Genomic DNA, 24,515 nt, shown 5'->3' with positions numbered 1-24,515 from the left:
CTCTCAGCGAGCGATCGTGCTGAACGTCTTGCGGTACCCGCTGGGGGAGACGCCGACGGCGCGGGTGAAGTGGTGGCGCAGCAGCGTGGCGGTGCCGAAGCCGCACCGTTGCGCGACGGCGTCCATGTCCAGGTCGGTGTCCTCCAGCAGCTGCTGCGCCTGCAGCACCCGCTGGGTGTTGAGCCACTGCAGCGGGGTGGTGCCGGTCTCGGCGGCGAAGCGGCGGGCGAAGGTGCGGGCGGAGGTGTGGGCCCGTGCGGCCAGGGCGGCCACGGTGTGCGGCTGGTCGAGGTGCTCCAGCATCCACCCGAGGATCTCGCCGAGGCCGTCGCTGGTGCAGTCCGGGACCGGCCGCTCGAAGAATTGGCGCTGTCCGCCCTCGCGCTGCGGGGGCACGACCATCCGCCGGGCGATGGCGTTGGTGACGCTGGAGCCCAGCTCCCGGCGCACCAGGTGCAGGCAGGCGTCGATCCCGGCTGCCGTCCCTGCGCTGGTGATCAGGCTGCCCTCGTCCACGAAGAGCACGTCGGGGTCCACCTGGGCCAGGGGAAAGCGGTCCTGCAGCTCACGGACGTGGCGCCAGTGGCTGGTGCAGCGCCGGCCGTCCAGCAGTCCGGCAGCACCGAGGACGAAGGCCCCGGAGCACACGCTGAGCAACACGGCGCCGTTGTCGTGGGCCTCGCGCAGCGCCGCCAGCACCTCCGGCGGGTAGCCCTCCAGCGTCTCCACGGCGGGAACGGTCACCAGGTCGGCTCCCGCCAGACCTTCGAGCCCGTGGGAGGGCACCACCTGCACGCCGACGGGCGAGCTCAGCGGGACTCCGGCTTCCGGGCCGCACACCCGGAAGTCGAAGGCGGGAACCCCGTCCTCGGTGCGGTCGATCCCGAAGACCTCGCAGACCACGCCGAACTCGAAGACGGCGAGGCCGTCCAGGACCAGGGCTGCGACCGACTTCAGCATCTGACCAGCATAACGGCAGGATCTTTGCGAATGCCGGCTTTCCTGCCACTGGTGGCACTTCCTGGGTGGTCGCAGCATTGCTGCCATGACCTTTTCACTGAGCATCCCGTCCCTGTCCCGCACGCACGCGCCCGACACCGCACGCGTCGGGCTGGTTGCCCGCCTCCGGCGGGTCGACGTCGCCCGCTGGTTCACCCCTGCCGCTCCGCTGGTGGGCCCGGTGGGCGGTGACCGCGACGCCCAGCGGCTGCACCGCGACCTGCAGGCGGCCCGCGACCACGCCGAGGGCGGCTGGCCGCGCTGAGCAGCAGGGCCCACCCGCTGCGCGCGGAGCGCGACCCGGCACGGTTGGATGGCCGGGACGAGGCCGCGGGAGACGAGGCGGCGCGGGGGAGAAGAGGCCGGGCGTGGATCTCGAGCAGGTGGCCGACGAGCTGTACTCGGTGCTGCCCGAGGACTTCGTCGAGACCCGCAAGGAGCGCCAGGCCGAGGCCCGCGCGGCCGGGGACCGGCCCCTGGCCAAGGCGATTGGCGAGCTGGCCAAGCCGACCTCGGCCGCCTGGGTCTGCAACCTGGTGGTGCGCCTGCGCCGCGACGAGGTCACCGGGCTGGTCGAGCTGGGCGGGCAGCTGCGGGAGGCGCAGCAGAACCTGGTGGGCGAGGACCTGCGGGCACTGAACCGCCAGCGCATGCAGCTGCTCTCGGCGCTCACCCGGCAGGCATCCACCCTGGCCCGTGAGCACGGTCTCCGGGTGAGCAGCAGCGTGGCCGGGCAGGTGGAGGACACCCTGCGTGCCGCCATGGTGGACCCCGACGCGGGCCAGGCGCTGCTCACCGGGCGACTGGTGCAGCCGATGGCCACCAGCGGCTTCGGCACGGTGACCGGGCGGCCGGACCTGCGGCTGGTGCCGCCGCACCAGGAGAAGACCACGCCAGCCCGCAGCCGCGCGACCCCGTCCCCGGCCACGGCAGCGCCCCGGCCGACACCCGTGCCCCGGCGCCGGGCTGGCGAGAAACAGCGGGCCGGCGAGAAACAGCGGGCCGACGAGCAGAGGCGTGCCGAGGAGCAGCGGGCTGACGAGCAGCGGGCCGAGGAGCAGCGGGCCGAGGAGCAGCGCCAGGCCGCGGAGCGCCGGCGGCAGGAGCTGGCCGAGGCCCGCCACGCGGCGGAGCGGGCCACGGCCGACGCCGAGGAGGCGCGAGCCACCGCCGAGGAGGAGGCCCACCGGGTGGCGGAGCTCACCGCTCGGCGCGACGAGCTGGCCGACCAGGTGGCGCAGCTGCACGCCCAGCTGCGCCAGACCGAGCGGGCCGCGGACGAGGCGCGCACCGAGCTGGCCCAGGCCCAGCAGCGCACCAGCAGTGCCGAGCGGGACGCCGCCGCCGCCGAGAAGGCCCGGGATCGTGCCGCCGCCCGGGTGGAGTCCCTCGCCGACGGCGACTGAGCCCGGTCAGCGCACCTCGGACAACCGGCCGGTTGCCACGTCGAAGATGAAGCCCCGCACGCTGTCCTTCACCGGGACGTACGGACTGTCCAGGATCTTCTGCACCTGCTGGCGGACGTCAGTCTCGAGGTCGGTGAAGGCCTCGGACGCCCAGCTGGGCCGGGTCCCGACGTCCTGCTCGATGGCGGAGCGGAAGTCGTCGTCGGTGAAGGTGAGCATCCCGCAGTCGGTGTGGTGGATCAGCACGATCTCCCGGGTGCCCAGCAGCCGCTGGCTGATGGCCAGCGAGCGGATCTCGTCGTCGGTGACCACCCCGCCGGCGTTGCGGATGACGTGGGCCTCGCCCTCCTTGATGCCCAGCGCGGCGTGGACGTCGAGCCGGGCGTCCATGCAGGCCAGCACCGCCACGTGCTTGGCCGGGGGCAGCGGCAGGGGCCCGGTGAAGGACGCGGCGTATGCCTCGTTGTTGTGCAGGTACTCGTCGGTGACGCTCATGGTCAGGTCCGTTCGGTGGGTGTTCGCGGGTGAGACAGATCAGGACGGGCTGAGCACAGGTTCGCGCACCGAGGCCCCCGACGCTGGCTGGGGCGATGCCGGCGATGCCGGCGGCGCCTGGTCGGGCCCGCCGTCACCGAGCAGGCCGCGGCGGCGCAGCAGCGGGACAACCCCCTCGCCGAACCAGTACGCCTCCTCCAGGTGCGGCTGGCCGGAGAGGATGAAGTGGTCCACGCCGAGGGCGGCGTACTCGGCCAGCAGGTCGGCCACCTCCTGGTGGCTGCCCACCAGCGCGGTGCCGGCGCCGGGCCGGATCAGCCCGTAGCCGGCCCACAGGCCCGGGTAGACCTCTAGGCGCTCGTTGGCGCCGGCGAGCTGCGCGGTCTGGCGGCGCTGGCCCTCCGACTCCACCGTCGCCAGCTTGTCCTGCACCAACGACGCCAGCGCGGGGTCGATGCGTGACTGCAGCCTGGCGGCCTCGGCCCAGGCCTCCTCGGTGGTGTCGCGGCTGATCACGTGCACCCGGATGCCGTGGCTGAGGCTGCGCCCGTGTCGCGCTGCGCGGGCGCGCACGTCGTCGAGCAGCTCCGCGGTCCTGGCCGGTGGCTCGGTCCAGGTGAGGTAGGTGTCGGCGTGCTGGGCGGCCACCTCCCGCCCCGCCGGGCTGGCCCCGCCGAAGAACACCTCGGGCACCGGGGACGGCGGGTTGTGCACGGTGGCGCCCTGCACCTGGTAGTGCTCGCCGGTGTGGTCGAACGGGGTGCCCGACCACGCCCCGCGCAGCACGGTGAGGAACTCCGCGGTGCGCTCGTAGCGGCGGTCGTGGTCGAGCCAGTCACCAAAGCGCCGCTGCTCCTGGGCGTCGCCGCCGGTGACGATGTTCAGCAGCAGGCGCCCGTCGGAGATCTCCTGGTACGCGGCGGCCTGCTGGGCGGCCAGGGTGGGGCTGACCAGGCCGGGGCGGAAGGCCACCAGGAACTTCAGCGTGCGGGTCTCCCGCAGCAGCGCCGCCGTGGTCAGCCAGGCGTCGTTGCAGTGGGTGCCGGTGGGGGTGAGGACGGCCTCGAAGCCGAGCTGCTCCACGGCCCGGGCCACCAGGGCCAGGTAGTCCAGCGACGCGGCGCGCGGAGCCGACGCGGTGCCCAGGTGGGCCTGGGCACCGATCACCTCCCGGCCGTCGCCGGAGGTGGGCAGATACCAGTGCAGGTGGATGCTCATGCGGTGACTCCCAGGTGGCTGAGGATGGTGGTGCGCAGGGCGACCAGGGCGGGGTCGGAGCGCCGGCGCGGACGGGGCAGGTCGACGGGGAGGTCGTGGGCGATACGGCCGTCGTCAAGGACGAGGACGCGGTCGGCCAGCAGCACCGCCTCCTCCACGTCGTGGGTGACGAGCAGGACCGCGAAGCGGTGCTGGTCCCACAGCCGCCCGAGCACCTCGTGGGCGCTGAGCCGGGTGAGCGCGTCCAGCGCGCCGAAGGGCTCGTCCAGCAGCAGCAGCTCGGGGTTGCGCACCAGGGCGCGGGCCAGCGACACCCGCTGGGCCTCACCGCCGGAGAGGGTCAGCGGCCAGGCGTGCACCCGGTGGGCCAGACCGACCTCGGCCAGCGCGGCCTCGGCCCGCTCCCGGCCGCCCCGACCCAGCCCGAGGGCGACGTTGTCACGCACCCGCTTCCACGGCAGCAGCCGCGGCTCCTGGAAGGCGACGGCCCGGCTGGCGGGCACCTCGATGGTGCCGGTGTGGCCGGTGTCCAGGCCGGCCAGCGCGCGCAGCAGGGTGGACTTGCCGGAGCCGCTGCGCCCCACCAGGGCGACGATCTCACCGGGGATCAGGTCGAGGTCGACGTCGCGCAGCACCGGGTCGGTGCCGAACGCGCGGCCCACGCCGCGGGCCGTGACCAGCTGGGTCTGCTCGGGGGTGCTCACGCGGGGACGAACGACTGACGCCATGACAGCGCCCTCCCCTCCAGGGTGCGGACGATGCCGTCGGTGGCCAGGCCGAGCAGGGCGTAGACCACCAGGCCCAGCACGACGATGTCGGTGCGGTAGAACTCGCGGGCGTTCATGACGATGTAGCCCAGGCCCGCGTCGGCGTTGATCTGCTCGGCCACGATGAGCGAGAGCCAGGCGATGCCCAGCGACTGCCGCAGCCCGACGAGGGCCTGGGGCAGCGCACCGGGCAGCACGACGTGGCGGGCCAGGGCGAAGCCCTTCAGCCCCAGCGTGCGGGCGGCCTCGACCAGCTTGCCGTCCACGCCGCGGATGCCGGCGAACAGGTTGAGGTACAGCGGGAAGGTGACGCCCAGGGCCACCAGCAGCACCTTGGGCTGCTCCCCGATGCCGAACCACAGGATGAACAGCGGCACCAGACCCAGGAACGGCACGGTGCGCAGCATCTGCAGCGGTGGGTCCAGCGCCAGCTCGCCCAGGCGGGAGAAGCCGGAGACCAGGGCCAGCACCACCCCGGTCAGCAGGCCCAGGCCGACCCCGACCAGCACCCGCTGCAGGGAGATGCCCACCGCGTCGGAGAGCTGCCCGTTGCGCCACAGCTCCACCGCTGCGTCCACCACCGACAGCGGGGAGGACAGCTTGCGCTCGGAGATCGCGCCGGCGCTGCTGAGGCCCTGCCACAGCGCGAGCAGCAGCAGCGGGCTGACCAGGCGCAACAACCAGCCGGCGCGCAGCCGTCGCCGCGGGTGGGCGGGTCCCGCCGCCGCGGGGGCCTCGGAGGTCACCGCGGGAGCCGCCGGCGGGCGCACGGTCGTGGCGGTCACGGCTGGGCCGCCGTGACGTCGGCGTTGAACCGGTCGTCGAAGAAGTCGCGGACCTTCGGTGCGGACGGGATGAGCCTGACGGCGGCGAAGCGGTCGGCCAGCTCCTGCTGGCGGGCGATCACCCGGTCGTCGATGGGGATCGCCCGGCCCCGGGAGGTGTCGAAGGTGACGGTGGCCACCGAGGCCGGGAGGTTGGTCAGCTGGGAGTAGACCGGCACCCACTGGTCGGGGTGCGCCGCGGCCCAGGCGCGCGCCTTGACCAGCCGCACCAGGAAGTCCTTGATGGCCGCCTCCGTGGTGGGGTCGGCCAGTGCCGCGGTGGAGGCGACGGTGTAGGTGTAGCCGGTGGACAGCGTGGTGCCGTCGGCCACCACCTTCGCCCCGGCGCTGGCGATCGCCACCGCGTAGTAGGGGTTCCAGACCGCCCAGGCGTCCACCTGCCCGGCCGCGAACGCGCTCTGGGCGTCCGGCGGGGCGAGGTAGCGCACGGTGACGTCGTCCTGGGACAGCCCCGCCTGCTGCAGCAGCCCGATGAGCAGGCCGTGCGAGCTGGAACCCTTGGCCACCGCCACGCTCTTGCCCTTGAGGTCGGCGGCCGTGCGGATGCCGGTGCCGTCCCGGGTGAGCAGGAAGTCGTTGGCCTTGTCGCGCTCCTCCACCGAGACGATCCGTGCCTCGATGCCGGCCGCCTGCGCCAGCACCGGCGGGCTGTCGCCCACGCTGCCGAGGTCGATCGCCTTGGCGTTGAGTGCCTCCAGCAGCGGCGGTCCGGCGGTGAAGCTGGCCCACTCCACCTTGTACGGCAGCTCGTCGAGCTGGCCGGAGACCTTGAGCACCGACTGCACCGACTGCACCTGGTCGCCCACGTGCAGGGTCACCCCGGACAGGTCGATCGAGCCGTCGGCGGCGAGCACCGGGGCGGGTGGCTCGTCGGTGCTGCAGCCGACGAGGACGACGGACAGGACGGTGGTGGCCAGCACGGAGAGTGCTCGTCTTCGGGACAGGGGGAACGACATCGGAGGCCTTTCGGGCGCAGGAGGGCAGCGCCGGCCGCCACGGGGCGGGGCGCAGGAAGGGGTGCGGAGCAGGGGGGCGCGCTCAGCGGCGCAGGGCGATCAGCCGGGTCAGGCGGTGCCGGGCCGACAGCTGGCGCCGGCGGTGCGGCACAGGTCGACGTGCCGCCGGCGCGAGAAGGCGGGTCGGATCATGCTCGGGGTGGGCAGGGCCTGCACGGTTGCCTCCATCGGTCCTGGCAGTAGCACCCACTCCCGCGTGCTGCGGGGGGTTGCTGCGACGTCGACGAGCCAGGTCTCTCGGTCGCTCTGGATGGTGTGGCGCAAGGCTAGCGAGGGTGGGTGGCGGCAGACAACGAATCGGCTCAGCGTGAGCCGAACTCCAGGGTGGCGCAGCGCGCCTAGCCGGCAGCGACGGCGGGCTGCTCCACGGTGCGGGCCAGGATGCCCAGCGTCGCGCGCAGCCCGGCCTCCGGGATCACCGGGAAGACGCCCTTGTCGCGGAAGCGGTCGTCGATCTCGCTCCAGTCGTAGTAGGAGGTGACCAGGGTGCCGCCCTCGCGGGCCTGGAGCCGGTAGCCGTAGAGGTGCCGGATGGGCGGCTGGATGGTGCCGGAGATCGTCCACTCGATCAGCTCGTCGGGCACCAGGGCGGTGATGATCACCGTGACGTCGTACTTGCCCATGGGGAAGTCGTTGAGCGACTCCCGGTCCATGTGCACCAGGAACTCGTCGCCCACCGCACGCACCGCGTCGCCCTCGGCGGACTGCAGCATCCCGGAGCTGTCGATGCGCACGTGTCCCTGTGGGTCACACAGCAGCGCAAACACGTCCGCGGGGGACGCGGCCACCTGCCGCTGGACCTCGAAGCGCTCCGTCGTCATGGTGCCCACCCTGGCACGGCCGGGCGCTGGCCGCCGTGGGGAACCCGGGTCACAGGGCGGGGAAGGCCCGGTTGACCACCTCGCCCTGCTCGTAGACGTCGGCGGCGGGACCCAGGATCAGCGGGTCGGGCCGGCCCACCAGCTCGGCGTCCTTCTCGTCGTAGTCGAACAGGCTGAGCACGTGCCGCATGGCGGCCAGCCGGGCCCGCTTCTTGTCGTTGCTCTTCACCACCGTCCACGGCGCCCACTCGCTGTCGGTGTAGAAGAACATCGTCTCCTTGGCGTCGGTGTAGGCGTCCCACTTGTCGATGGACTCAAGGTCGGTGGGGGAGAGCTTCCACTGGCGCACCGGGTCGTTGGCCCGCTTGGCGAAGCGGCTGCGCTGCTCCAGGCGCGACACCGAGAACCAGAACTTGACCAGGTGGATGCCCGAGCGCACCAGCATCCGCTCCAGCTCGGGGGCCTGGCGCAGGAACTCCCAGTACTCGTCGTCGGTGCAGAAGCCCAGCACTCGCTCGACGCCGGCCCGGTTGTACCAGGACCGGTCGAACATGACGATCTCCCCGGCGGCGGGCAGGTGGGCGACGTAGCGCTGGAAGTACCACTGGGTGCGCTCGCGCTCGGTGGGCTTCTCCAGCGCCACCACGTGCGCGCCGCGGGGGTTGAGGTGCTCGGTGAACCGCTTGATGGTGCCGCCCTTGCCCGCGGCGTCGCGGCCCTCGAACAGGATCACCAGCGGCAGCCCCACGTGCTTGGCCCAGACCTGCAGCTTGAGCAGCTCGATCTGCAGCAGCCGCTTCTGCTGCTCGTACTCGCTGCGCCGCAGCTTGTCGGCGTAGGGGTAGCCCTGGCGCCAGGTGTCGGTGTCGCTGGTCATGCCGACCTGACTACCACGACCGCCGCCACGATGACGGTTCGCCGGGCCCCGCGGTGCTCAGGCCGGCTCCGCGGCCAGGCACTGCTGGGCCACGTGCCGCCCGATCGGCAGTGCGGCAGTGGCGGCCGGCGAGGGGGCGTTGAGCACGTGCAGGGTGCGGGCGGTGTGCTGCAGCAGGAAGTCGTGCACCAGGGCGCCGTCGCGGCGCACGGCCTGGGCGCGGATGCCCGCCGCGTGCGGCTGCAGGTCGGCCAGCTCCAGCTGCGGGCAGTACGTGCGGGCCGCGGCCAGGAAGGCCCGCCGGGAGGCCGAGCCCAGCAGCTCCCGGGCCCCGGTGCGCACGTTGCGCCGCGCCAGGTTCCAGAACCCGGCGTAGCCGAGGACGTCGCGCACGTCGGCCAGGTCCACGCTGCCCCGGCGGTATCCCTCCCTGGCCAGCCCGAGCACCGCGTTGGGGCCCACGGTCACCCGGCCGTCCACCATGGGGGTGAGGTGCACGCCCAGGAACGGCAGGTCGGGGTCGGGGACCGGGTAGATCAGGTGCGACACCACGTCCCGCCGGTGCGGCGGCAGCTGGAAGTACTCGCCGCGAAACGGCACGATGCGGGCCTCGGGCGTGGCCCCGGCCAGTGCCACCAGCCGGTCGGCCTGCAGCCCGCCGCACACCACCAGCCGGCGGCAGCTCACCACCTGCTCGCCGGCGGTCACCACCACCTCGGTCGCCGACTCCGCGATGGCGCGCACCGCCGCCCCCGGCACCACCTGGCCGCCGAGGCGCTCCACCTCCCGGCGCAGCGCGGCGCAGACCAGGGTGAAGTCCACGCTGGCGGTGACCGGCACGTGCAGCGCCGCCAGCCCGGCCACCGCCGGCTCACGCTCGCCCAGCTCCGCGGCGTCCAGGCGCGCCACGGTGATGCCGTTGTGCCCGGCGCGCTCGGCGAGGGCGTCCATCCAGGCCACCTCGCGACCGGTGGTGGCCACCACCAGCTTGCCCAGCTCGCGGACCGGGATGTCGTGGCGGGCGCAGAAGTCCTTGGTGGCCTGGGCGCCGGCCCGGCACAGCCGCGCCTTGAGGCTGCCCGGCTGGTAGTACAGCCCGGAGTGGATGACGCCGCTGTTGTGCCCGGTCTGGTGCCGGCCTAGTGCGGGCTCCTTCTCCAGCAGCACCAGGGACGCGCCGGGTCGCTGCTGGAGCAGGCTCAGCGCGGTGGCCAGGCCGACGATGCCGCCGCCCACCACGCAGTAGTCGTGCACCCGTGCGGCTCCCGCTACTCCGCCGCCCGGGTGCCGCCGACCTCGACCAGCAGCACCCCACCGATGATGAGCACGATGCCCATCCCCATCAGCGGGGTCAGGGGATCGTCGAAGAGGAGCTTGCCCAGCACGGCGACCGCGGCCACGCCGGTGGCCGCCCAGATGCCGTAGGCCACGCCCACCGGCACGCCACGGGTGAGCACCAGGTTGAGCGCGAGGAACGAGCCGGTGTAGCCGGCCACCACCAGCAGGCTGAAACCGAGCCTGCTGAAGCCCTCCGACGCTCGCAGCGAGAGGGTGGCGGTGACCTCCAGGGCGATCGCCAGGACCAGGAACAGCCACCTCATCGGCGGGGCGCCCGACAGGGCACGGAGGGGCGGAGCATGCGCCCAATCTAGACAGCCGAGGGCGGGTGAGACAGTGGGCCCCGAGACGATCCCAGAGCAGGGATCCCAGAGCCGGGATCACAGAGCACAGGAGAGCGTGATGAAGGTGCTGGTGGCGGCGGACAAGTTCCGCGGCTCGCTGTCCGCGCCGCAGGTGACCGCCCACGTGGCTGCCGGGCTGACCCGGGCGCGGCCCGAGGCGACGGTGGTGCAGCTGCCGGTGGCCGACGGGGGCGAGGGCACCCTGGCCGCCGCGGTCGCTGCCGGCTTCCGGCCCGTGCCGGTGGACGCCGCCGGACCCACCGGCGTCCCCTGCCGCACCGGCTACGCCGTGCGGGACGGGGTGGCGGTGGTGGAGCTGGCCGACGTGTCCGGGCTGGACCGGTTGCCCGGCGGCGTGCCGGCCCCGCTGCGCGCCAGCAGCCACGGCACCGGCGAGGTGCTGCGGGAGGTGCTGGACGCCGGCCTCCGCCGGGTGGTGCTGGGCGTGGGCGGCAGCGCGTGCACCGACGGCGGTGCGGGCCTGCTGCAGGCGCTGGGAGCCCGGGTGCTCGACGCCGCCGGGGCCGACGTCGCCCCCGGCGGGGCGGGGCTGGTCGACGTGGCGCAGCTGGACCTGGCCGGGCTGCACCCCGCGCTGGCCGAGACCGAGGTGGTGCTCGCCTCCGACGTGGACAACCCGCTGCTCGGCGCCCACGGTGCCGCCCCGGTGTTCGGGCCGCAGAAGGGGGCCGACGCCGACCAGGTGGCGCTGTTGGAGCGTGCCCTGCAGCAGTGGTCGGCGGTGGTCGAGGCCGCGACCGGCGAGCAGTGGGCGCACCGGCCGGGAGCGGGCGCCGCCGGTGGGGTGGGACTCGCCGCGCTGGCGGTGCTGGGCGCCCACCGCCGCCCCGGGGTGGAGCAGGTGCTGGAGCTGGTGGGCTTCGCCGAGCACCTGGCCGGCGCCGCGCTGGTGGTGACGGGGGAGGGCTCGCTGGACGAGCAGACGCTGCGGGGCAAGACCCCGGTGGGCGTGGCGCGGACCGCGGCGGCCGCCGGGGTGCCCGTGGTGTCGGTGAGCGGGCGCTGCCTGGTGGAGCCCGCTGCGCTGGCAGCGGCGGGCATCGGTCGTGCGTACGCGCTCATCGACCTCGAGCCGGACCCGCAGCGCTGCATGGCCCAGGCGGGCCCGCTGCTGCGTCGGCTGGCCATGCAGGTGGCCCAGGACTGGCTGCCCGGCGGTGGCCGTGCTGGGTGAGACCGTGCGCCAGCCGCTGTGGCGCTCCCGCCCGGTGGCCACCCTGGTGCTGATCAGCCTGCTCGGCTTCACTGGTTTCTGCTTCACCCTCTCGGCGCTGCCCGCCTGGGCGGTGCAGGGTGGCGCCGGCGTGGGCAGCGCCGGGCTGGTCACCGCGGTGCTGCTGGTCAGCACGGTGATTGGGCAGCTGGCGGTGCCGTGGTGGACCGCGCGCTTCGGCGCGGGTCGGGTGCTGGCGGTGGGGCTGCTGGCCCTGGGCGCCCCGGCCCCGTTCTACGCGCTCAGCCACGACCTGCGCTGGCTGCTGGCCCTGTCCGTGGTGCGGGGTGTCGGCTTCGCCATCCTCACCGTGGTGGGCACCCTGCTGACCTTTGCGCTGGCCCCGCCCGGCCGCCACGGGGAGGCGGTGGGGCTCTACGGCATCGCCATCTCGGTGCCCAACCTGCTGGCCATTCCCGCCGGGGTGGCGCTGACCCAGGCGGGGTTGTTCCCGTGGGCGGCGGTGCTGGCCGGCGCCCCGGTGCTGGCGGTGCCGCTGGCGTGGAGCCTGCACGCGGTGGCCGGCCCCGCCCGGAAGGCCGAGGTCGCTGCCCCCGCTGCCACTGCTGCCCCCGCTGCCACTGCTGCCCCCGCTGCCACTGCGGCCGCCGCGCGGTGGTCGGCGGTGGCCGCGGTGCTCAGCCCCTCCGTGGTGCTGCTGGCGGTGACCATCTCCGTCGGCGGGGTGCTCACGGTGCTGCCCATCGAGCGCCCGGACGGACAGCTGGCCGCCACCGCGGTGCTGCTGCTCGGTCTCGCCGGGGCGCTCACCCGCTGGCGGGTGGGGGCGCTGCGCGACCGGGTGCGCGGGGCGTGGCTGCTGCCCACCGCCGTGGTGGTCAGCGGGGTGGGCGGGGCGCTGCTGGCGGTGGGCCTTGGCCGGGCCTCGGGGGCGGCGGCCGCGGTGGCCGTGCTGGTGGGGGCCACGGTGTTCGGTGCCGGCCAGGGTGCGGTGCAGAACCTCACCCTGGTGGACGCGTTCGCCCTGGCGGGGCCGGGGCGAGCCGCCACCGCGAGCGCGGTGTGGAACGTCGGCTTCGACCTGGGCACCGGGGTGGGCGCCGTCGCCGTGGGTGCCCTCAGCGCGACCACGCTGGGCTTTCCGCTGACCATGGGGCTCTGCGCGGCGGTGCTCACGTGCACCCTGCCGCTGGCGGTGCGCTCCAGCCGCCGGGCCGCCGCGGGCCGGGTCAGGTGATTCCGTCGGTGCGGTGGTGAATCATGACTACCGTGCCTCCCCGCCGCAAGACCGCCACCACGTTGACCCAGGAGGACGCCGCCGCCCTGCGCGCCGCCCTGGCCGAGGGCAAGCGTCCCACCGTCTACCTGCGCGACGGCGTGCCCAGCCTGGGTGTGCCCGCCGCCAGCAGCGCGCGGGTGGTCTCCGTGCAGGGGGAGTCCACCGTGCTGGCGCGGCCCAAGGGGGTCAGCGACGACCTGCCCTACGAGCTGGGCGAGCTCTACGCCTCCCGCTCGGCCGCGCTCGCCGCCGCCGCACTGCCGCCCGCGGCCCCGCCGAAGCGGCGGCCCCGCGCTGTCGCCGCATCCAGGCCAGCGCCCGTCCGCAGTCCGGCACCGGTCGCGGCGGCCCCGTCCGCACCGGGCGCTGAGCCGGCCTCCGCCGCCCCCGCTCCTGCCGTCCCCGCTCCTGCTGTGCCCCCAGCTGTCGTGCCCGCGCCCGGTGCGACCGGGGCGCCCGCCCGCCCTCGGCGCAGCGGCCGCGGCACCCCGGAGCGGGTGACGGTGACCATCACCGGAACCGCGGACGGACAGTGGTCGGTGCAGGCTGCCCGCGGCAGCGCCACCGCGCGCGGCAAGGCCACCCCGGTGAGCCCGGACGCCGTCGCCCGCGCGGTGCACGAGCTGGGCGACGAGGCCACCACCAGCGCCGTGGCAGCGGTGCTCGACCACGCCCGTCGCAGCGCCGAGCAGCGGGTGGCGCAGCTCAGCGCCGAGCTGGAGGCTGCCCGCGCCGCGCTGCAGGCGCTGGCCAGCGCCGAGGCCGACCGCTAGAAGATCCAGACGCCCCAGGTGCCGGGCTTGAGGCCTACCTGCAGCAGCGTGTAGTCCACCAGTACCACCGGCGGGGCCAGCACCAGCATCCAGCTCTGCGGCAGCCGGGCCAGCTCACGGACGTCGCGCCAGCGGTCGGCGATCACCATGGCGCCGATGACCACCAGCGGGAACGACGTCATGGCCAGCACCCGGGTGTGGTCGGCGGTGACTGCCGCCGTGCCCAGCCACAGCAGCACCGCCAGCACCAGGCCCACTTGCTCCCGGCGCGACCAGCCGGGCCAGCAGTGCAGCAGCCCGGTGAGGGCGAAGCCCCACAACCCGGCCAGTGCCGACCACACCAGCAGCGGAGCCTCCGCCGTGGTCGAGCCCAGCAGCCCGGTGAACACCTCCCAGCGGGCCAGGAACGTCAGCCGCGACCCGCCGCCCGCGCCGACGGCGTGCAGGAAGAGCTCCAGCGCCACCTTGCCCACCAGGGCCCCGGCCAGCAGGTGCGCCGTGCGCGGGCGCAGCCCCACCGCCCGCGGCAGCTGGGGCACCAGCGCCAGCAGCACCAGCCCCACCGCGACCTGCTCGAAGTTCTGCACCCCGGCCAGCACGCCCGCGGCCAGCTGCCACGCCGGTCGGTGGCGCAGCGACACCAGGACCACGATCCAGGCGAGCACGGAGAACGCGTCGTACATCCCGATCCACAGCAGCAGCACCGTGGTGACCGGGGCGAGGGCCACCACGGTGGCTGCCACCAACCCGCTGCGCCCGCCCAGGCGCCGCCGCAGCCACAGCGTCAGCCACAGCGCGGCCACCGCCAGGGCGGCCGCGTGCAGCAGCAGGTACGCGGCGGTGCTGTGCACCGGCAGCAACCGGTAGGTGAGCTGGCCGAGCGGGGCACGGAGCAGGAACTGGCTGTCCTCGGGCAGCGGCGCCGTGGGCCACTGCCGCGCGGTCAGCTCGAACAGGTCCAGGTAGTCCACCTTGGCGGGCCCGGTGCGCCACAGCACCCACACGAGCACGCCCGCACAGGCCAGCGGCAGCGACACCACTGCGGCCAGCGCCGGCCGGATCCGGGCCCGCCCGAGGGCCGCCCTGGCCGTGCCCCGGGCGGGATCGGCGGTGGAGTCCGGACGGGGGGAGGGGGGTGCCGTCGTCATGAGGGTCGATGCTCCCGCCGCCTGCTGTGCACGACCTGACCGCTGCCTGGAAGCCCGCTGAGACCCCCAGGAGTGCCCTTACGCTGGCAGAACGTACAGCACGGGGCACCCGGGCGCCGGGGCACGGACGAGGCCCCCGTCAGCACGCCTGGGGCAGCGCGCGCTGACGGGTCGGCTCACTGCTGCGGGCGGGGCAGCATCGAGTCGGAGATGATCTTGCGCTGGATCTCGCTGGTGCCCTCGAAGATGGTGGTCAGCCGGGCGTCGCGCCAGTACCGCTCCACCTGCCGCTCGGTGGTGTAGCCGTTGCCGCCGTGCAGCTGCATCGCCTGGGTGGTGACCGTCGCGGCCATCTCGGTGGCCCGCAGCTTGGCCATCGCGGCCTCGCGGGTGCAGGTGATGCCCTGGTCGAGCAGGTGTGACACCTGGCGGTACATCGCCCGCGACTGCTCCACCTCCGAGGCCATGTCGGCCAGCGCGAAGCGCAGGGCCTGGAAGTCGCTGATCGGGTGGCCGAACTGCTCGCGCTCCTGCAGGTACACCGTGCAGTCCTCCACCGCGGCCTGGGCCAGGCCCACCGCGCGGGCGGCGGTGTGCACCCGGGCGATGTCCAGCCACGCCCCCACTCCGCTGAAGCCACCCTCCTGCTCGCCGGAGGTGACCACGTTGCCCGCCGGGATGCGCACGCCGTCCAGCTCCAGGTCCCAGGTGAGGAAGCCGTGGTAGCCGATCTTGTCGATCGGGCGGCCGGTGAGGCCGGGCACGAACTCCCCGCGCGGCTTGCTCAGCAGCAGCGTCTCCAGGCCGGCCGAGCGGGACTCACCCTCCTCGGGGTCACGCGTGCGGCAGAGGATCTGGATGAAGTCGGCGGCCTTGGCGTTGCCGCACCAGCGCTTCTGGCCGGTGAGCACGTACTCGTCGCCCTCGCGCACCGCGCGGGTGTGCACGCTGGCCAGGTCCGAGCCGGCGTCGGGCTCGGACAGGGCGATGGCCCCGATCCACTCGCCCTTGGCCGACAGCCGCAGCAGGCGCTCGCGCTCGGAGCTGTCGGCCAGCCCGGTGCCCAGCCCCTGCGCCCGGGCGATGATGCTGGCCACGCTCATCCAGGCCCGGGCCAGCTCCTCGGCCACCATGCAGTACTCGAACGCGCCCAGGCCGAGGCCGCCGTGCTCGGTGCCGATGGTGATGCCGAAGTAGCCCAGCTCGCCCATCCGGGCGAGCAGCTCCTCGGGGATCAGGCCCTTCTCCGGGTCCAGCCGGTTGGCGACCGGCAGCACCTCGTCGCGGGCGAAGGCGCGCACCTGCTGCTGCAGCGCCTCGCGCTCGGGGGTGTGCCACGGCGGGGGCAGGGTGGGCAGCGCGGGCTGGCGGACGTCGGACACGAATGTCTCCTCGCATCGGGAAGGACGGATCAACAGGTGCTGGGCTGCAACCACTTCTACCGCACGCCGGCACGGGGGCCGCTCACCGGACGGCGGTGACCCGCTCGGTCTCGATGCGACGGGTCTGGCGCTGCTCGTCGGGGTCCTGGTGGGACACCTGGACCAGGGAGGCGCCCGCGGACAGCACCGCCAGCAGCCCGTCCACCAGCTCGGGCGTGGTGGACCAGTCCGCGGTGGACAGCACCCGGTCCTGCGCCGTGAAGCCCTGGGCGGTGGCGGAGGCGGCGGCGGCCTCGAGCACCTCGGCGATGCTGCGCCGGGCCAGGGCGGGCGCGGAGGGTGACAGCGGCACCGGGGCGAAGGCGTCGCCGTGCACGCGCACCGCGGTGGCGTAGTCGGTGACGCCCACGGGGAGGTCGTCCACCCCGCGGCCGAAGGCGTCCAGCGAGAGCACCGCCACCTCCGGCGCCTGCTCGGCCTCGGCGAGACGGTCCGCCGTGCACAGTGCCGCGTCCACCTCTCCTGCCATTGGCGCAGCCGGGTCGGTCACCACGGCGCCGCACCACCAGGCGCCGAGCAGCACCGCGGCGGTCTGCCAGTGGGCGGGCAGCAGCACCGCCACCCGGTCACCGGGCTGCACCCCTAGCTCGTCGCGCAGCAGGTTGGCGGTCTTGGCGGCCCAGTTGGCCAGGGTGGTGGCCGAGACCTCCACCCGCTCCCCGGTCGCGTCGTCGTAGTAGGTGATGCGCGGGCCCGCGGCGTCGACCTGCAGGACCGGACGCAGCAGCGCATCCGTGAGGGTGGGTTCCGGTGCAGTCATGCCCCTCAGCGTGCCAAGGCGGCGCTCAGCTGATGCAGGGCACCCCGTCGGCGGTGATCGGGGGGACGGCCGGCTCGCTGCTGGTGGGGGTGCTGGACGAGCCTGTGGTGGAGCTGGCGGCGGGCGCACCGGGTCCCTGGTAGGAGCGGCCCAGCACCACGCTCACCGAGCCGCGCGTCACCGAGGTGTCCACCTGCACCGGCAGCCCGCCCAGCTCGGCGGCGACCCTGGCCGCGCCGGGGTCGTCCTTCCGGGGGGCCAGCACCACGCTGTCGCTGCGGGTGCCCGAGGAGCTGTTGCTCACGGTGCCCTCGCGGTAGCCGGTGCTGCTCAGCACGGCCGACACCTGCGAGGCGAGGCCGGAGACGCCGGCGGCGTTGAGCACGTTCACCCGGATGGATGACGCGGCGGGGGCGCTCGCGGTGGGAGTGGGCGTGGCTGTGGTGGCGGGCGCCGGTGCCGACGCCGTCGCGGCCGGCTCCAGCAGTGCCCGGGTGAACTGCTGCACCGCAGCCGGATCCACCCGGACGATGCTCTGCCCCTGGTCGTTCATGTCGTTGGGGTCCGTGACCGGCACGGTCTGGAACTGCACCGCACCCCCGGCCAGGCCCTGCAGCTGCATGGCGAAGCCCACCACGTCCCAGCCGGAGTCGATCACCACCGAGCGCTGCAGCGCCGCGGAGAGGTCGGAGACCTTCCCCGGGTTGGCCAGCGTCTGGGCCTGCAGCACCTTGCGGGCCAGTGACGCCATGAACGCCTGCTGACGCACGATGCGGTCCAGGTCGCCGCGGGGCAGCCCGTGGCGCTGGCGCACGAAGCCCAGGGCCTTGGCGCCGTTCAGCGTCTGCTCGCCGGCGGCGAAGTTCGCGCCCGAGTAGGAGTCCTTGGTGGGAGCGGCGAGGCAGACCGGCACCCCGCCGACGGCGTCGGTCAGCAGCACGAAGCCCAGCAGGCCCACCTCGGCGTAGTGGTCCACGCTGAGCCCGGTGAGGTTCTCCACCGTGGACACCAGGGCCGCACGGCCGGCCTCGGTGGACTTGGTCTCGTTGCCGGCCGGGTCGCCGGCGTGGGTGGTGGCGAGCGTGGCGTTCTCGGCGTCCTTGGCCGCGCCGTAGACCCCGTTGATCTTGGTCATCCCGTCCGGTCCCTGCACCCAGGAGTCGCGCGGGATGGAGACGGCGGTGGCCGAGCTCCCGTCGTTGGGCACCCGGATGAGCACGATGGTGTCGGTGTTGGTGGACGTGACGTCGCCGGAGTTCAGCATCTGCTGCTCCTGCGGCGTCAGCGGCTTGCCCTGGGCGTCGGTGCGGCTGTCCATGCCGACCAACAGGATGTCCACCGCGCCGTCCTTGGCGTTGTCGCTGCCCTGCAGGGCACCGGTGGTGGCCAGGTTGCTGGTGAGGGTGTCCAGGGTGTTCCAGGCCGCACCGGTCACCAGCAGCACCATCGCGGAGACCGCCGCGACCGCCACCCGCAGCGCGGTGTGCGGGCGGTGCTCGCGGGATGGTCGCCGGGCTGCCGGGGTGCGCCCACCCCGCTGGCGAGGCCGCCCGGTCTCGGAGCTCGGGCGGGCGCCGCGCTGGGCCGGCGTGGGGGGAGTGCGCCGGCTGGGCGACGGGGGACGCGCCCCGGCGGCCCTGGAGCCAGTGCCCGCCGGGGAGGATCCCGACGCCGGTGGGCGGATCCGCTCCGCGCGGCCGGAGGAGCCGGGCTCGGCGGCGGAGGACGGGCGGGACGCGTGCGGGCCGTACCGCCGAGGAGTGCCGGAGGAACGCCGCCGACGCGATCGGTCGTGGTCCTCAGGCCGGTCGGGCACCCTGGCGCTCCATCTCTCGTGCGTCGTCCACGTTGTTGCTGTCTGTCCCGGCTGAGCCGGCGCGCCCCCTCCGATCTCGGCCGAGCCGAGGTCAAGGTTAGCGGCGACACCGGCGGGCAGCCCGTTCCCGCCACCGGCGTGCCAGACTTGTCACGTTGCACGGGCGGTTGTCCGCTGCGTCCCACCACCACCCCCAGGAGGGTCCGAGTGCGTCTGCTCGTCACTGGCGGAGCCGGTTTCATCGGAGCGAACTTCGTGCACCAGACCGTGCGCGAGCGCCCGGACCACCAGGTGCGGGTGCTCGACGCGCTCACCTACGCAGGCAACCGGGCCAGCCTCGACCCGGTGGCCGACGCGGTGGACTTCGTGCACGGCTCCATCGCCGACGCCGAGCTGGTCGACCGGCTGGTCGCTGACGCCGACGTGGTGGTCAACTTCGCCGCCGAGTCGCACAACGACAACTCCCTGGACGAGCCCGAGCCGTTCCTGCAGACCAACCTGGTGGGCACCTACCGGCTGCTGGAGGCGGTGCGCCGGCACGGGGTCCGCCTGCACCACGTCTCCACCGACGAGGTGTTCGGCGACCTCGAGCTCGACGACCAAGCCCGGTTCACCGAGGACACCCCCTACCGTCCGTCCAGCCCGTACTCCTCCACCAAGGCCGGCGCAGACCTGCTGGTGCGGGCCTGGGTGCGCTCCTTCCACATCGCCGCCACCATCTCCAACTGCTCCAACAACTACGGGCCCTACCAGCACGTGGAGAAGTTCATCCCGCGCCAGGTCACCAACGTGCTCAACGGGGTGAAGCCCAAGGTGTACGGCACCGGGGCCAACGTGCGGGACTGGATCCACGTGGACGACCACAACCGGGCGCTGCACGCGGTGCTCGACCGCGGCACCCTTGGCCACACCTACCTGATCGGCGCCGACGGGGAGGCCGACAACCTCACCGTGGTGCGCGCCATCCTGCGGGCGCTGGGCAAGCCCGACGACTGGTTCGACTTCGTCTCCGACCGCCCCGGCCACGACCTGCGGTACGCCATCGACGCGAGCAAGCTGCGCGGCGAGCTGGACTGGAAGCCGCAGTACGCCGACCTGGACAGCGGCCTGGCTGCGACGGTGCAGTGGTACGCCGACAACCGGGCCTGGTGGGAGCCGGCCAAGCAGGCCACCGAGGACGGCTACACCCGGCTCGGCCGATGAGCAGCCCCGACCGGCTGAGCCTGCTGGTCACCGGCGCCAAGGGACAGCTGGGCACCGACGTGGTGGAGCAGGCGCTGGCCGCAGGCCACCAGGTTCGTGCGGCCGCCTCGGCCGACCTGGACGTGACCGACGCCGCGGCCGTGCACGCCGCGGTGGCCGAGCTGGCGGACGGGGAGCAGCTTGCCGTGGTGGTCAACTGCGCGGCGCACACCGCGGTGGACGCCGCCGAGGACGAGCCGGCGGCGGCGGCCGCGGTGAACACCGACGCGCCCGGACACCTGGCGCGGGCCTGTGCCGCCCACGGCGTGCACCTGGTGCACGTCTCCACCGACTACGTCTTCCCCGGTGACGCGAGCCGGCCCTACGAGCCGGGCGACCCCACCGGGCCGCGCTCGGTGTACGGCCGCACCAAGCTGGCCGGGGAGCAGGCCGTGCTCGCGGCGCTGCCCAGCGCCCACGTGGTGCGCACCGCCTGGGTCTACGGCGCGCACGGGTCCAACTTCGTGGCCACCATGCTGCGGCTGGAGGCCACCCACGACACGCTGCGGGTGGTGGACGACCAGCGCGGCTCCCCGACCTGGTCGGCCGACCTCGCCGCCGGGCTGCTGGAGCTGGCGACGCGCCGCGACCTGCCCGGCGGCGTGCTGCACGCCACCAACAGCGGCGACACCACCTGGTGCGGGCTGGCCCGTGCGGTGTTCGCCGAGGTGGGCGCCGACCCCGAGCGAGTGCACCCGTGCCGCACCGAGGAGTTCCCCCGGCCCGCCCCGCGCCCGGCCTACTCCGTGCTGTCCGCGGCGGCCTGGACCGCGGCCGGGCTCACCCCCCTGCGGCCCTGGGAGCAGGCCCTGCACGCGGCGCTCGCCCAGGGCGGCGTGGGTCGGTGAACACCCGGGTTCGGTAGCAGCCGGAGCCGCGCCGGGCGCGCGGTAGCCTCCCCGGGTGTCTGAACCCTTCCGCGCGTCGTCCCGCCTGGCCGTCGTGACGGTCACCTACTCACCCGGTGAGCACCTGGCGGAGTTCCTGGACAGCCTCGACACCGCCACCACGGAGCGGCCGCTGGTGATCCTGGCCGACAACGGCTCCACAGACGGCGCCCCCGAGGCCGCCGCGCAGCGCCACGAGCACGTCCGGCTGCTGCACACCGGCGGCAACATCGGCTACGGCGCCGCCGCCAACCGCGGGGTGGCCGAGCTCGACGCCACCGTGGAGTGGGTGCTGGTGGCCAACCCGGACGTGGCCTTCCTGCCCGGCTCGGTGGACGAGCTGCTCGCCGCGGCGGCGCGCTGGCCCCGGGCCGGGGCGCTGGGACCGCTGATCCGCGAGCCCGACGGCAGCATCTACCCCTCCGCCCGCGAGGTCCCCACCATCCTGGCCGGGTCCGGGCACGCCGTGCTGGCCAACATCTGGCCCGGCAACCCGTGGAGCCGCAGCTACCGCCGCCCGGAGGAGCAGCCCGGCGAGCGCCCGGCGGGCTGGCTGTCCGGCTCCTGCCTGCTGCTGCGCCGCAGCGTCTTCGACCAGCTCGGCGGATTCGACTCGCGGTACTTCATGTACTTCGAGGACGTCGACCTCGGCGACCGCATCACGCGTGCCGGCTGGCACAACGTCTACGTCCCCACCGCGGTGGTCACCCACGCGCAGGGCCACGCGGCCAGCAAGGCCCCCACCCGGATGCTCACCGCCCACCACGACAGCGCCTACCGCTTCCTGGCCGACCGCCACCCGGGTCGCCACCAGGCGCCGCTGCGGGGCGCGCTGCGGCTGGCGCTGCGGGCCCGCAACCGCTGGGCGACCCGCTAGCGAGGCACCTCGGGCGGTGCCCACCGCGAGCTGGTCGGCAGGTGCAGCTCCTGGGTGGCGTCGGGGTCCACGGTGCGCGCGTCGGCCGCAGTGATGCGGTAGCGCGGCAGGATCACGGTGACCGCGGAGTCGGCGGGCGAGCTGGCCAGGTCCGGGGTGATCACCCGCCGGTCACGGCTGCGGGCCCGGGCCAGCACGGCCTCGGCATTCCTGCGTGGGTCGGTGCCCTGCTCGTGCACCGGGTACAGCTCATGCACCACTGTCGCCTCCTCGGCCCCTGCTGCCCAGCACAGTAGTGTTCACTTCCGGCACCCCAGGGCACGACTCGCCGCAACGACGCGGCCACGGAGGGACTCATATGGCACCGCAGGAGACCGACGCCGTCATCTTGGTGGGCGGCAAGGGCACCCGGCTCCGACCGCTCACCATGTCTGCGCCCAAGCCGATGCTGCCCACCGCCGGGCTGCCCTTCCTGGCGCACCTGCTCTCCCGCATCAGGGCCGCCGGGATGCAGCACGTGGTGCTGGGCACCTCCTTCGAGGCGCAGGTGTTCTCCGACTACTTCGGCGACGGCTCCTCGGTGGGCCTGGAGATCGAGTACGTCCACGAGGTGCAGCCGCTGGGCACCGGCGGAGGCATCCGCAACGTCGCCTCCGCGCTGCGCCACGACACCGTCATGGTCTTCAACGGCGACGTGCTGGGCGGCACCGACCTGCGCAAGGTGCTCGACACCCACCGGGCCAACCGCGCCGACGTCACGCTGCACCTGGTGCAGGTCTCCGACGCCCGCGCGTTCGGCTGCGTGCCCACCGACGACGACGGCCGGGTCACCGCCTTCCTGGAGAAGACGCCCGACCCGCCAACCAACCAGATCAACGCCGGCTGCTACGTGTTCAACCGCGAGATCATCGAGGCCATCCCGGCCGGGCGCGCGGTGTCGGTGGAGCGGGAGATCTTCCCCGCGCTGCTCAACGACGGGGCACGGGTGTTCGGCCACGTCGACTCCGCGTACTGGCGCGACATGGGCACCCCCGAGGACTTCGTCCGGGGCTCGGCCGACCTGGTTCGCGGCATCGCCCCCTCGGCCGCCCTGCCGGGCACGCCAGGGGAGTCGCTGGTGCTGCCCGGCGCCCGGGTCGACCCCACCGCGATGCTCGTCGGTGGCACCGTGGTGGGCCGCGACGCCGTGGTCGGCGCCGGTGCGCGGCTGGACGGCGCCGTGCTCTTCGACGGTGCCGTGGTGGACGCCGGTGCCGTGGTGGAGCGCTCCATCGTGGGCTTCGGTGCCCGCATCGGCGCCCGTGCCCTGGTGCGCGACGGCGTGATCGGTGACGACGCCGTGATCGGCGTGCGCTGCGAGCTGCTCCGTGGGGCTCGCGTGTGGCCCAAGGTGGAGATCCCCGAGGGCGGCATCCGGTTCTCCACCGACGTGTGATGGGTGCGCCCGGATGACCGTCACCACCACCGCGCCGGTGTGGCAGTGGCGCCCGGACTTCGTGGTCGACCTCGCGGCCGCCCTGCGCCCGCTGCGCCGCGGCCGGGGTGACCCCAGCCAGCGCCAGGTGGGGCCGGTGCACTGGCGGGCCAGCACCACCCCGGACGGGGCGGCGTCGGTGGCGGTGGCCGTACGGGCCGACGGCTCGGTGCGCGCCCAGGCGTGGGGGCCCGGGGCCGACTGGGCCCTGCACCAGCTGCCCGCGCTGCTGGGTGCCGACGACGACCCCCGCGACTTCACCAGCCACCACGACCGGGTGGCTGCCGCCCGCCACCGGCTGCCGCACCTGCGCCTGGGTGCCACCGGTGTGGTCTGGGACGTGCTGCTGGCCGCGGTGCTGGAGCAGAAGGTGACCTGCGCGGAGGCGTTCCGCTCCTGGCGGGAGCTGGTGTGGCGCTTCGGCACGGCCGCCCCGGGCCCAGCACCGGAGGGGCTGCGGGTGCCGCCCACGCCGGAGGCCGTGCTGGCCGTGCCCGACTGGGAGTGGCACCGCGCCGGGGTGGACCTGCAGCGCCGCCGGACGCTGCTCGCCGCCGCCTCGGTGGCCCACCGGCTGCCGCACGCGGTGGAGCTGGGCGGCCGCGCCGGCCGCGACTGGCTGCGCCTGCTGCCCGGGGTGGGGGAGTGGACCGCCGCCGAGGTCGCCCAGCGCGCCTGGGGCGACCCGGACGCGGTGAGCTTCGGCGACTTCCACCTGGCCACCATCGTCGGCTGGGCCCTGGCCGGGCAGCCGGTGGACGACGACAGGATGGCGCAGCTGCTGGCGCCCTACGCCCCGCAGCGCCACCGCGCGGTGTGCTACCTGTTGGCCAGCGGAGCGCCGCGGCCGCGCTTCGGCCCCCGGCTGAGCCCGCGCAACTTTCGCAGCTGCTGAGCAGGGAGTGCGGTGGCTAGCGGGCGGCGACCCGGGCCAGAGCCAGGCGCACCAGCTCGCCCACCGTGTCGTCCTCGGAGCCTTCCGGCAGCGCGTCCACCGGCCACCAGCGCAGGTCCACCGACTCCGAGCTGCGCACGATCTGCGCACCGGGCGCGGCGTGCACCAGGAAGCGGACGTCCAGGTGGCGGGTGGGCACCCCCAGCGAGCAGGTGATCGGGTGGGTGTCCAGGTGCAGCACGTCCGGGTCGATGGTCAGCGCCGGCAGCCCGGACTCCTCCTGCGCCTCGCGCAGGGCAGCCGCGGCCAGGGTGGCGTCGCCCGGCTCGCAGTGCCCGCCCAGCTGGATCCAGCGGCCCACCTTGGGGTGCAGGGTGAGCAGCACCTGCGTGCTGTCGTGGCTGAGCACCAGGGCCGAGCCGGTGAGGTGGCCCGGGGCGCAGGAGCGCTGGCAGGCGTCCTCGCGCGCGGCCAGGAACGCGAGCATGGTGTGCCGCAGGGCGCTCTGGGCCGGGTCGGGGGTGAGCCAGGCGCCGAGCTGGGCGACGGCGGCGGCGTGCAGGTCGCTCACCGCAGCACCAGGGTCACCGCAGGCACCGGG

At 74.4% G+C, this 24,515-nt stretch carries 27 protein-coding genes and 1 riboswitch; of the genes, 10 read left to right on the top strand and 17 right to left on the bottom strand.

Translation table 11 applies throughout. The features are described 5' to 3' along the window. Window positions 1–3 precede the first annotated feature (3 nt). The gene (locus ELX43_RS13355; protein WP_127783851.1) at window positions 4–960 is read right to left on the bottom strand and encodes a helix-turn-helix domain-containing protein; all 957 of its coding nucleotides are present in this window, start codon (window positions 958–960) and stop codon (window positions 4–6) included. An 85-nt stretch (window positions 961–1,045) separates the two neighbouring features. On the opposite strand from ELX43_RS13355, the gene ELX43_RS13350 reads away from it, so the two are divergent. Together ELX43_RS13350 and ELX43_RS13345 are read left to right on the top strand one after the other, a co-directional pair. Beyond that, a complete protein-coding gene (locus tag ELX43_RS13350; protein WP_127783850.1) occupies window positions 1,046–1,264 on the top strand; it encodes a hypothetical protein in 219 nt (72 codons plus the stop codon). Between the two features lie 103 nt (window positions 1,265–1,367). Continuing rightward, window positions 1,368–2,405: a hypothetical protein gene (locus tag ELX43_RS13345; RefSeq protein ID WP_127783849.1), complete on the top strand. Its 1,038-nt coding sequence runs from the start codon at window positions 1,368–1,370 to the stop codon at window positions 2,403–2,405. Between the two features lie 6 nt (window positions 2,406–2,411). Here ELX43_RS13345 and ELX43_RS13340 read toward each other — a convergent pair whose 3' ends face one another. The 10 genes from ELX43_RS13340 to ELX43_RS13300 form a co-directional block, all read right to left on the bottom strand. Further along, window positions 2,412–2,900 carry a carbonic anhydrase gene (locus tag ELX43_RS13340; protein ID WP_127783848.1) on the bottom strand — a complete coding sequence of 163 codons (489 nt, stop codon included), beginning with the start codon at window positions 2,898–2,900 and terminating at the stop codon, window positions 2,412–2,414. 39 nt (window positions 2,901–2,939) lie between these two features. Beyond that, entirely contained in the window at window positions 2,940–4,118 is a 1,179-nt protein-coding gene (locus ELX43_RS13335) for an LLM class flavin-dependent oxidoreductase (RefSeq protein WP_127783847.1), read from the bottom strand. Further along, on the bottom strand, window positions 4,115–4,822 hold the full coding sequence (locus ELX43_RS13330) for an ABC transporter ATP-binding protein (RefSeq protein ID WP_241248953.1): 708 nt from the start codon (window positions 4,820–4,822) through the stop codon (window positions 4,115–4,117). The genes ELX43_RS13335 and ELX43_RS13330 overlap by 4 nt, the downstream gene beginning before the upstream one ends. Then, entirely contained in the window at window positions 4,819–5,580 is a 762-nt protein-coding gene (locus tag ELX43_RS13325) for an ABC transporter permease subunit (RefSeq protein ID WP_241249925.1), read from the bottom strand. Before ELX43_RS13325 ends, ELX43_RS13330 begins: the two co-directional genes overlap by 4 nt. A gap of 86 nt (window positions 5,581–5,666) precedes the next feature. Next, window positions 5,667–6,650, bottom strand: coding sequence for an ABC transporter substrate-binding protein (locus tag ELX43_RS13320; protein ID WP_241248952.1), 984 nt, complete (start codon window positions 6,648–6,650; stop codon window positions 5,667–5,669). Window positions 6,651–6,794: 144 nt separating this feature from the next. Next, window positions 6,795–6,914, bottom strand: coding sequence for a putative leader peptide (locus ELX43_RS18300; protein WP_346773854.1), 120 nt, complete (start codon window positions 6,912–6,914; stop codon window positions 6,795–6,797). Next, a riboswitch (SAM riboswitch) is annotated at window positions 6,908–7,003 on the bottom strand. It overlaps the preceding gene by 7 nt. Before the next feature lie 81 nt (window positions 7,004–7,084). Continuing rightward, window positions 7,085–7,567, bottom strand: coding sequence for an SRPBCC family protein (locus ELX43_RS13315; protein WP_127783845.1), 483 nt, complete (start codon window positions 7,565–7,567; stop codon window positions 7,085–7,087). Window positions 7,568–7,616: 49 nt separating this feature from the next. Next, window positions 7,617–8,444 carry a polyphosphate kinase 2 gene (gene ppk2 / locus ELX43_RS13310; RefSeq protein ID WP_127783844.1) on the bottom strand — a complete coding sequence of 276 codons (828 nt, stop codon included), beginning with the start codon at window positions 8,442–8,444 and terminating at the stop codon, window positions 7,617–7,619. A 57-nt stretch (window positions 8,445–8,501) separates the two neighbouring features. After that, on the bottom strand, window positions 8,502–9,698 hold the full coding sequence (lhgO, locus tag ELX43_RS13305; RefSeq protein WP_127783843.1) for an L-2-hydroxyglutarate oxidase: 1,197 nt from the start codon (window positions 9,696–9,698) through the stop codon (window positions 8,502–8,504). A 14-nt stretch (window positions 9,699–9,712) separates the two neighbouring features. Beyond that, complete coding sequence (locus ELX43_RS13300) at window positions 9,713–10,045, bottom strand: SMR family transporter (protein WP_127783842.1); 333 nt, start codon at window positions 10,043–10,045, stop codon at window positions 9,713–9,715. A gap of 139 nt (window positions 10,046–10,184) precedes the next feature. On the opposite strand from ELX43_RS13300, the gene ELX43_RS13295 reads away from it, so the two are divergent. From ELX43_RS13295 to ELX43_RS13285, 3 genes are read left to right on the top strand one after another with little or no spacing between them, the layout of a single operon-like run. Beyond that, entirely contained in the window at window positions 10,185–11,321 is a 1,137-nt protein-coding gene (locus ELX43_RS13295) for a glycerate kinase (protein ID WP_127783841.1), read from the top strand. Then, window positions 11,305–12,558, top strand: coding sequence for an MFS transporter (locus tag ELX43_RS13290; RefSeq protein WP_206518019.1), 1,254 nt, complete (start codon window positions 11,305–11,307; stop codon window positions 12,556–12,558). Before ELX43_RS13295 ends, ELX43_RS13290 begins: the two co-directional genes overlap by 17 nt. A 23-nt stretch (window positions 12,559–12,581) precedes the next feature. After that, window positions 12,582–13,373 (top strand): DUF6319 family protein, encoded by a 792-nt coding sequence (locus ELX43_RS13285; RefSeq protein WP_164860662.1) that lies wholly within the window; start codon window positions 12,582–12,584, stop codon window positions 13,371–13,373. Here ELX43_RS13285 and ELX43_RS13280 read toward each other — a convergent pair. The 4 genes from ELX43_RS13280 to ELX43_RS13265 all read right to left on the bottom strand — a co-directional run bounded on the left by ELX43_RS13280 (window position 13,370) and on the right by ELX43_RS13265 (window position 18,539). Beyond that, a complete protein-coding gene (locus tag ELX43_RS13280) occupies window positions 13,370–14,521 on the bottom strand; it encodes a hypothetical protein (RefSeq protein ID WP_127783840.1) in 1,152 nt (383 codons plus the stop codon). The genes ELX43_RS13285 and ELX43_RS13280 overlap by 4 nt on opposite strands. Window positions 14,522–14,697: 176 nt before the next feature. After that, complete coding sequence (locus ELX43_RS13275) at window positions 14,698–15,903, bottom strand: acyl-CoA dehydrogenase family protein (protein WP_127783839.1); 1,206 nt, start codon at window positions 15,901–15,903, stop codon at window positions 14,698–14,700. Between the two features lie 82 nt (window positions 15,904–15,985). Next, window positions 15,986–16,732, bottom strand: coding sequence for a TIGR03089 family protein (locus tag ELX43_RS13270; protein ID WP_241249924.1), 747 nt, complete (start codon window positions 16,730–16,732; stop codon window positions 15,986–15,988). A gap of 16 nt (window positions 16,733–16,748) precedes the next feature. Next, complete coding sequence (locus tag ELX43_RS13265) at window positions 16,749–18,539, bottom strand: LCP family protein (RefSeq protein WP_241248951.1); 1,791 nt, start codon at window positions 18,537–18,539, stop codon at window positions 16,749–16,751. 207 nt (window positions 18,540–18,746) lie between these two features. Between ELX43_RS13265 and rfbB the strand changes: the two genes are divergently transcribed. From rfbB to ELX43_RS13250, 3 genes are read left to right on the top strand one after another with little or no spacing between them, the layout of a single operon-like run. Further along, entirely contained in the window at window positions 18,747–19,742 is a 996-nt protein-coding gene (rfbB, locus tag ELX43_RS13260; protein WP_127783837.1) for a dTDP-glucose 4,6-dehydratase, read from the top strand. Next, complete coding sequence (rfbD, locus tag ELX43_RS13255) at window positions 19,739–20,629, top strand: dTDP-4-dehydrorhamnose reductase (RefSeq protein ID WP_127783836.1); 891 nt, start codon at window positions 19,739–19,741, stop codon at window positions 20,627–20,629. The genes rfbB and rfbD overlap by 4 nt, the downstream gene beginning before the upstream one ends. Window positions 20,630–20,684: 55 nt before the next feature. Continuing rightward, the gene (locus ELX43_RS13250; protein WP_241248950.1) at window positions 20,685–21,545 is read left to right on the top strand and encodes a glycosyltransferase family 2 protein; all 861 of its coding nucleotides are present in this window, start codon (window positions 20,685–20,687) and stop codon (window positions 21,543–21,545) included. Here the strand turns inward: ELX43_RS13250 and ELX43_RS13245 are convergent. After that, window positions 21,542–21,742 (bottom strand): hypothetical protein, encoded by a 201-nt coding sequence (locus ELX43_RS13245; RefSeq protein ID WP_127783835.1) that lies wholly within the window; start codon window positions 21,740–21,742, stop codon window positions 21,542–21,544. The genes ELX43_RS13250 and ELX43_RS13245 overlap by 4 nt on opposite strands. A gap of 161 nt (window positions 21,743–21,903) precedes the next feature. On the opposite strand from ELX43_RS13245, the gene ELX43_RS13240 reads away from it, so the two are divergent. Beyond that, on the top strand, window positions 21,904–22,980 hold the full coding sequence (locus ELX43_RS13240; RefSeq protein ID WP_127783834.1) for an NDP-sugar synthase: 1,077 nt from the start codon (window positions 21,904–21,906) through the stop codon (window positions 22,978–22,980). A gap of 13 nt (window positions 22,981–22,993) precedes the next feature. Further along, window positions 22,994–23,914 carry a DNA-3-methyladenine glycosylase 2 family protein gene (locus tag ELX43_RS13235; protein WP_127783833.1) on the top strand — a complete coding sequence of 307 codons (921 nt, stop codon included), beginning with the start codon at window positions 22,994–22,996 and terminating at the stop codon, window positions 23,912–23,914. Between the two features lie 16 nt (window positions 23,915–23,930). On the opposite strand, the gene ELX43_RS13230 is transcribed toward ELX43_RS13235, so the two are convergent. Next, window positions 23,931–24,485: an NUDIX hydrolase gene (locus ELX43_RS13230; RefSeq protein ID WP_241248949.1), complete on the bottom strand. Its 555-nt coding sequence runs from the start codon at window positions 24,483–24,485 to the stop codon at window positions 23,931–23,933. Window positions 24,486–24,515 lie beyond the last annotated feature (30 nt).

Origin of the sequence: Rhodococcus sp. X156 (assembly GCF_004006015.1) — a bacterium.
In the GTDB taxonomy this organism is placed as follows: Bacteria; Actinomycetota; Actinomycetes; order Mycobacteriales; family Mycobacteriaceae; genus X156.
This window is presented reverse-complemented; position numbering and strand designations above follow the sequence as displayed.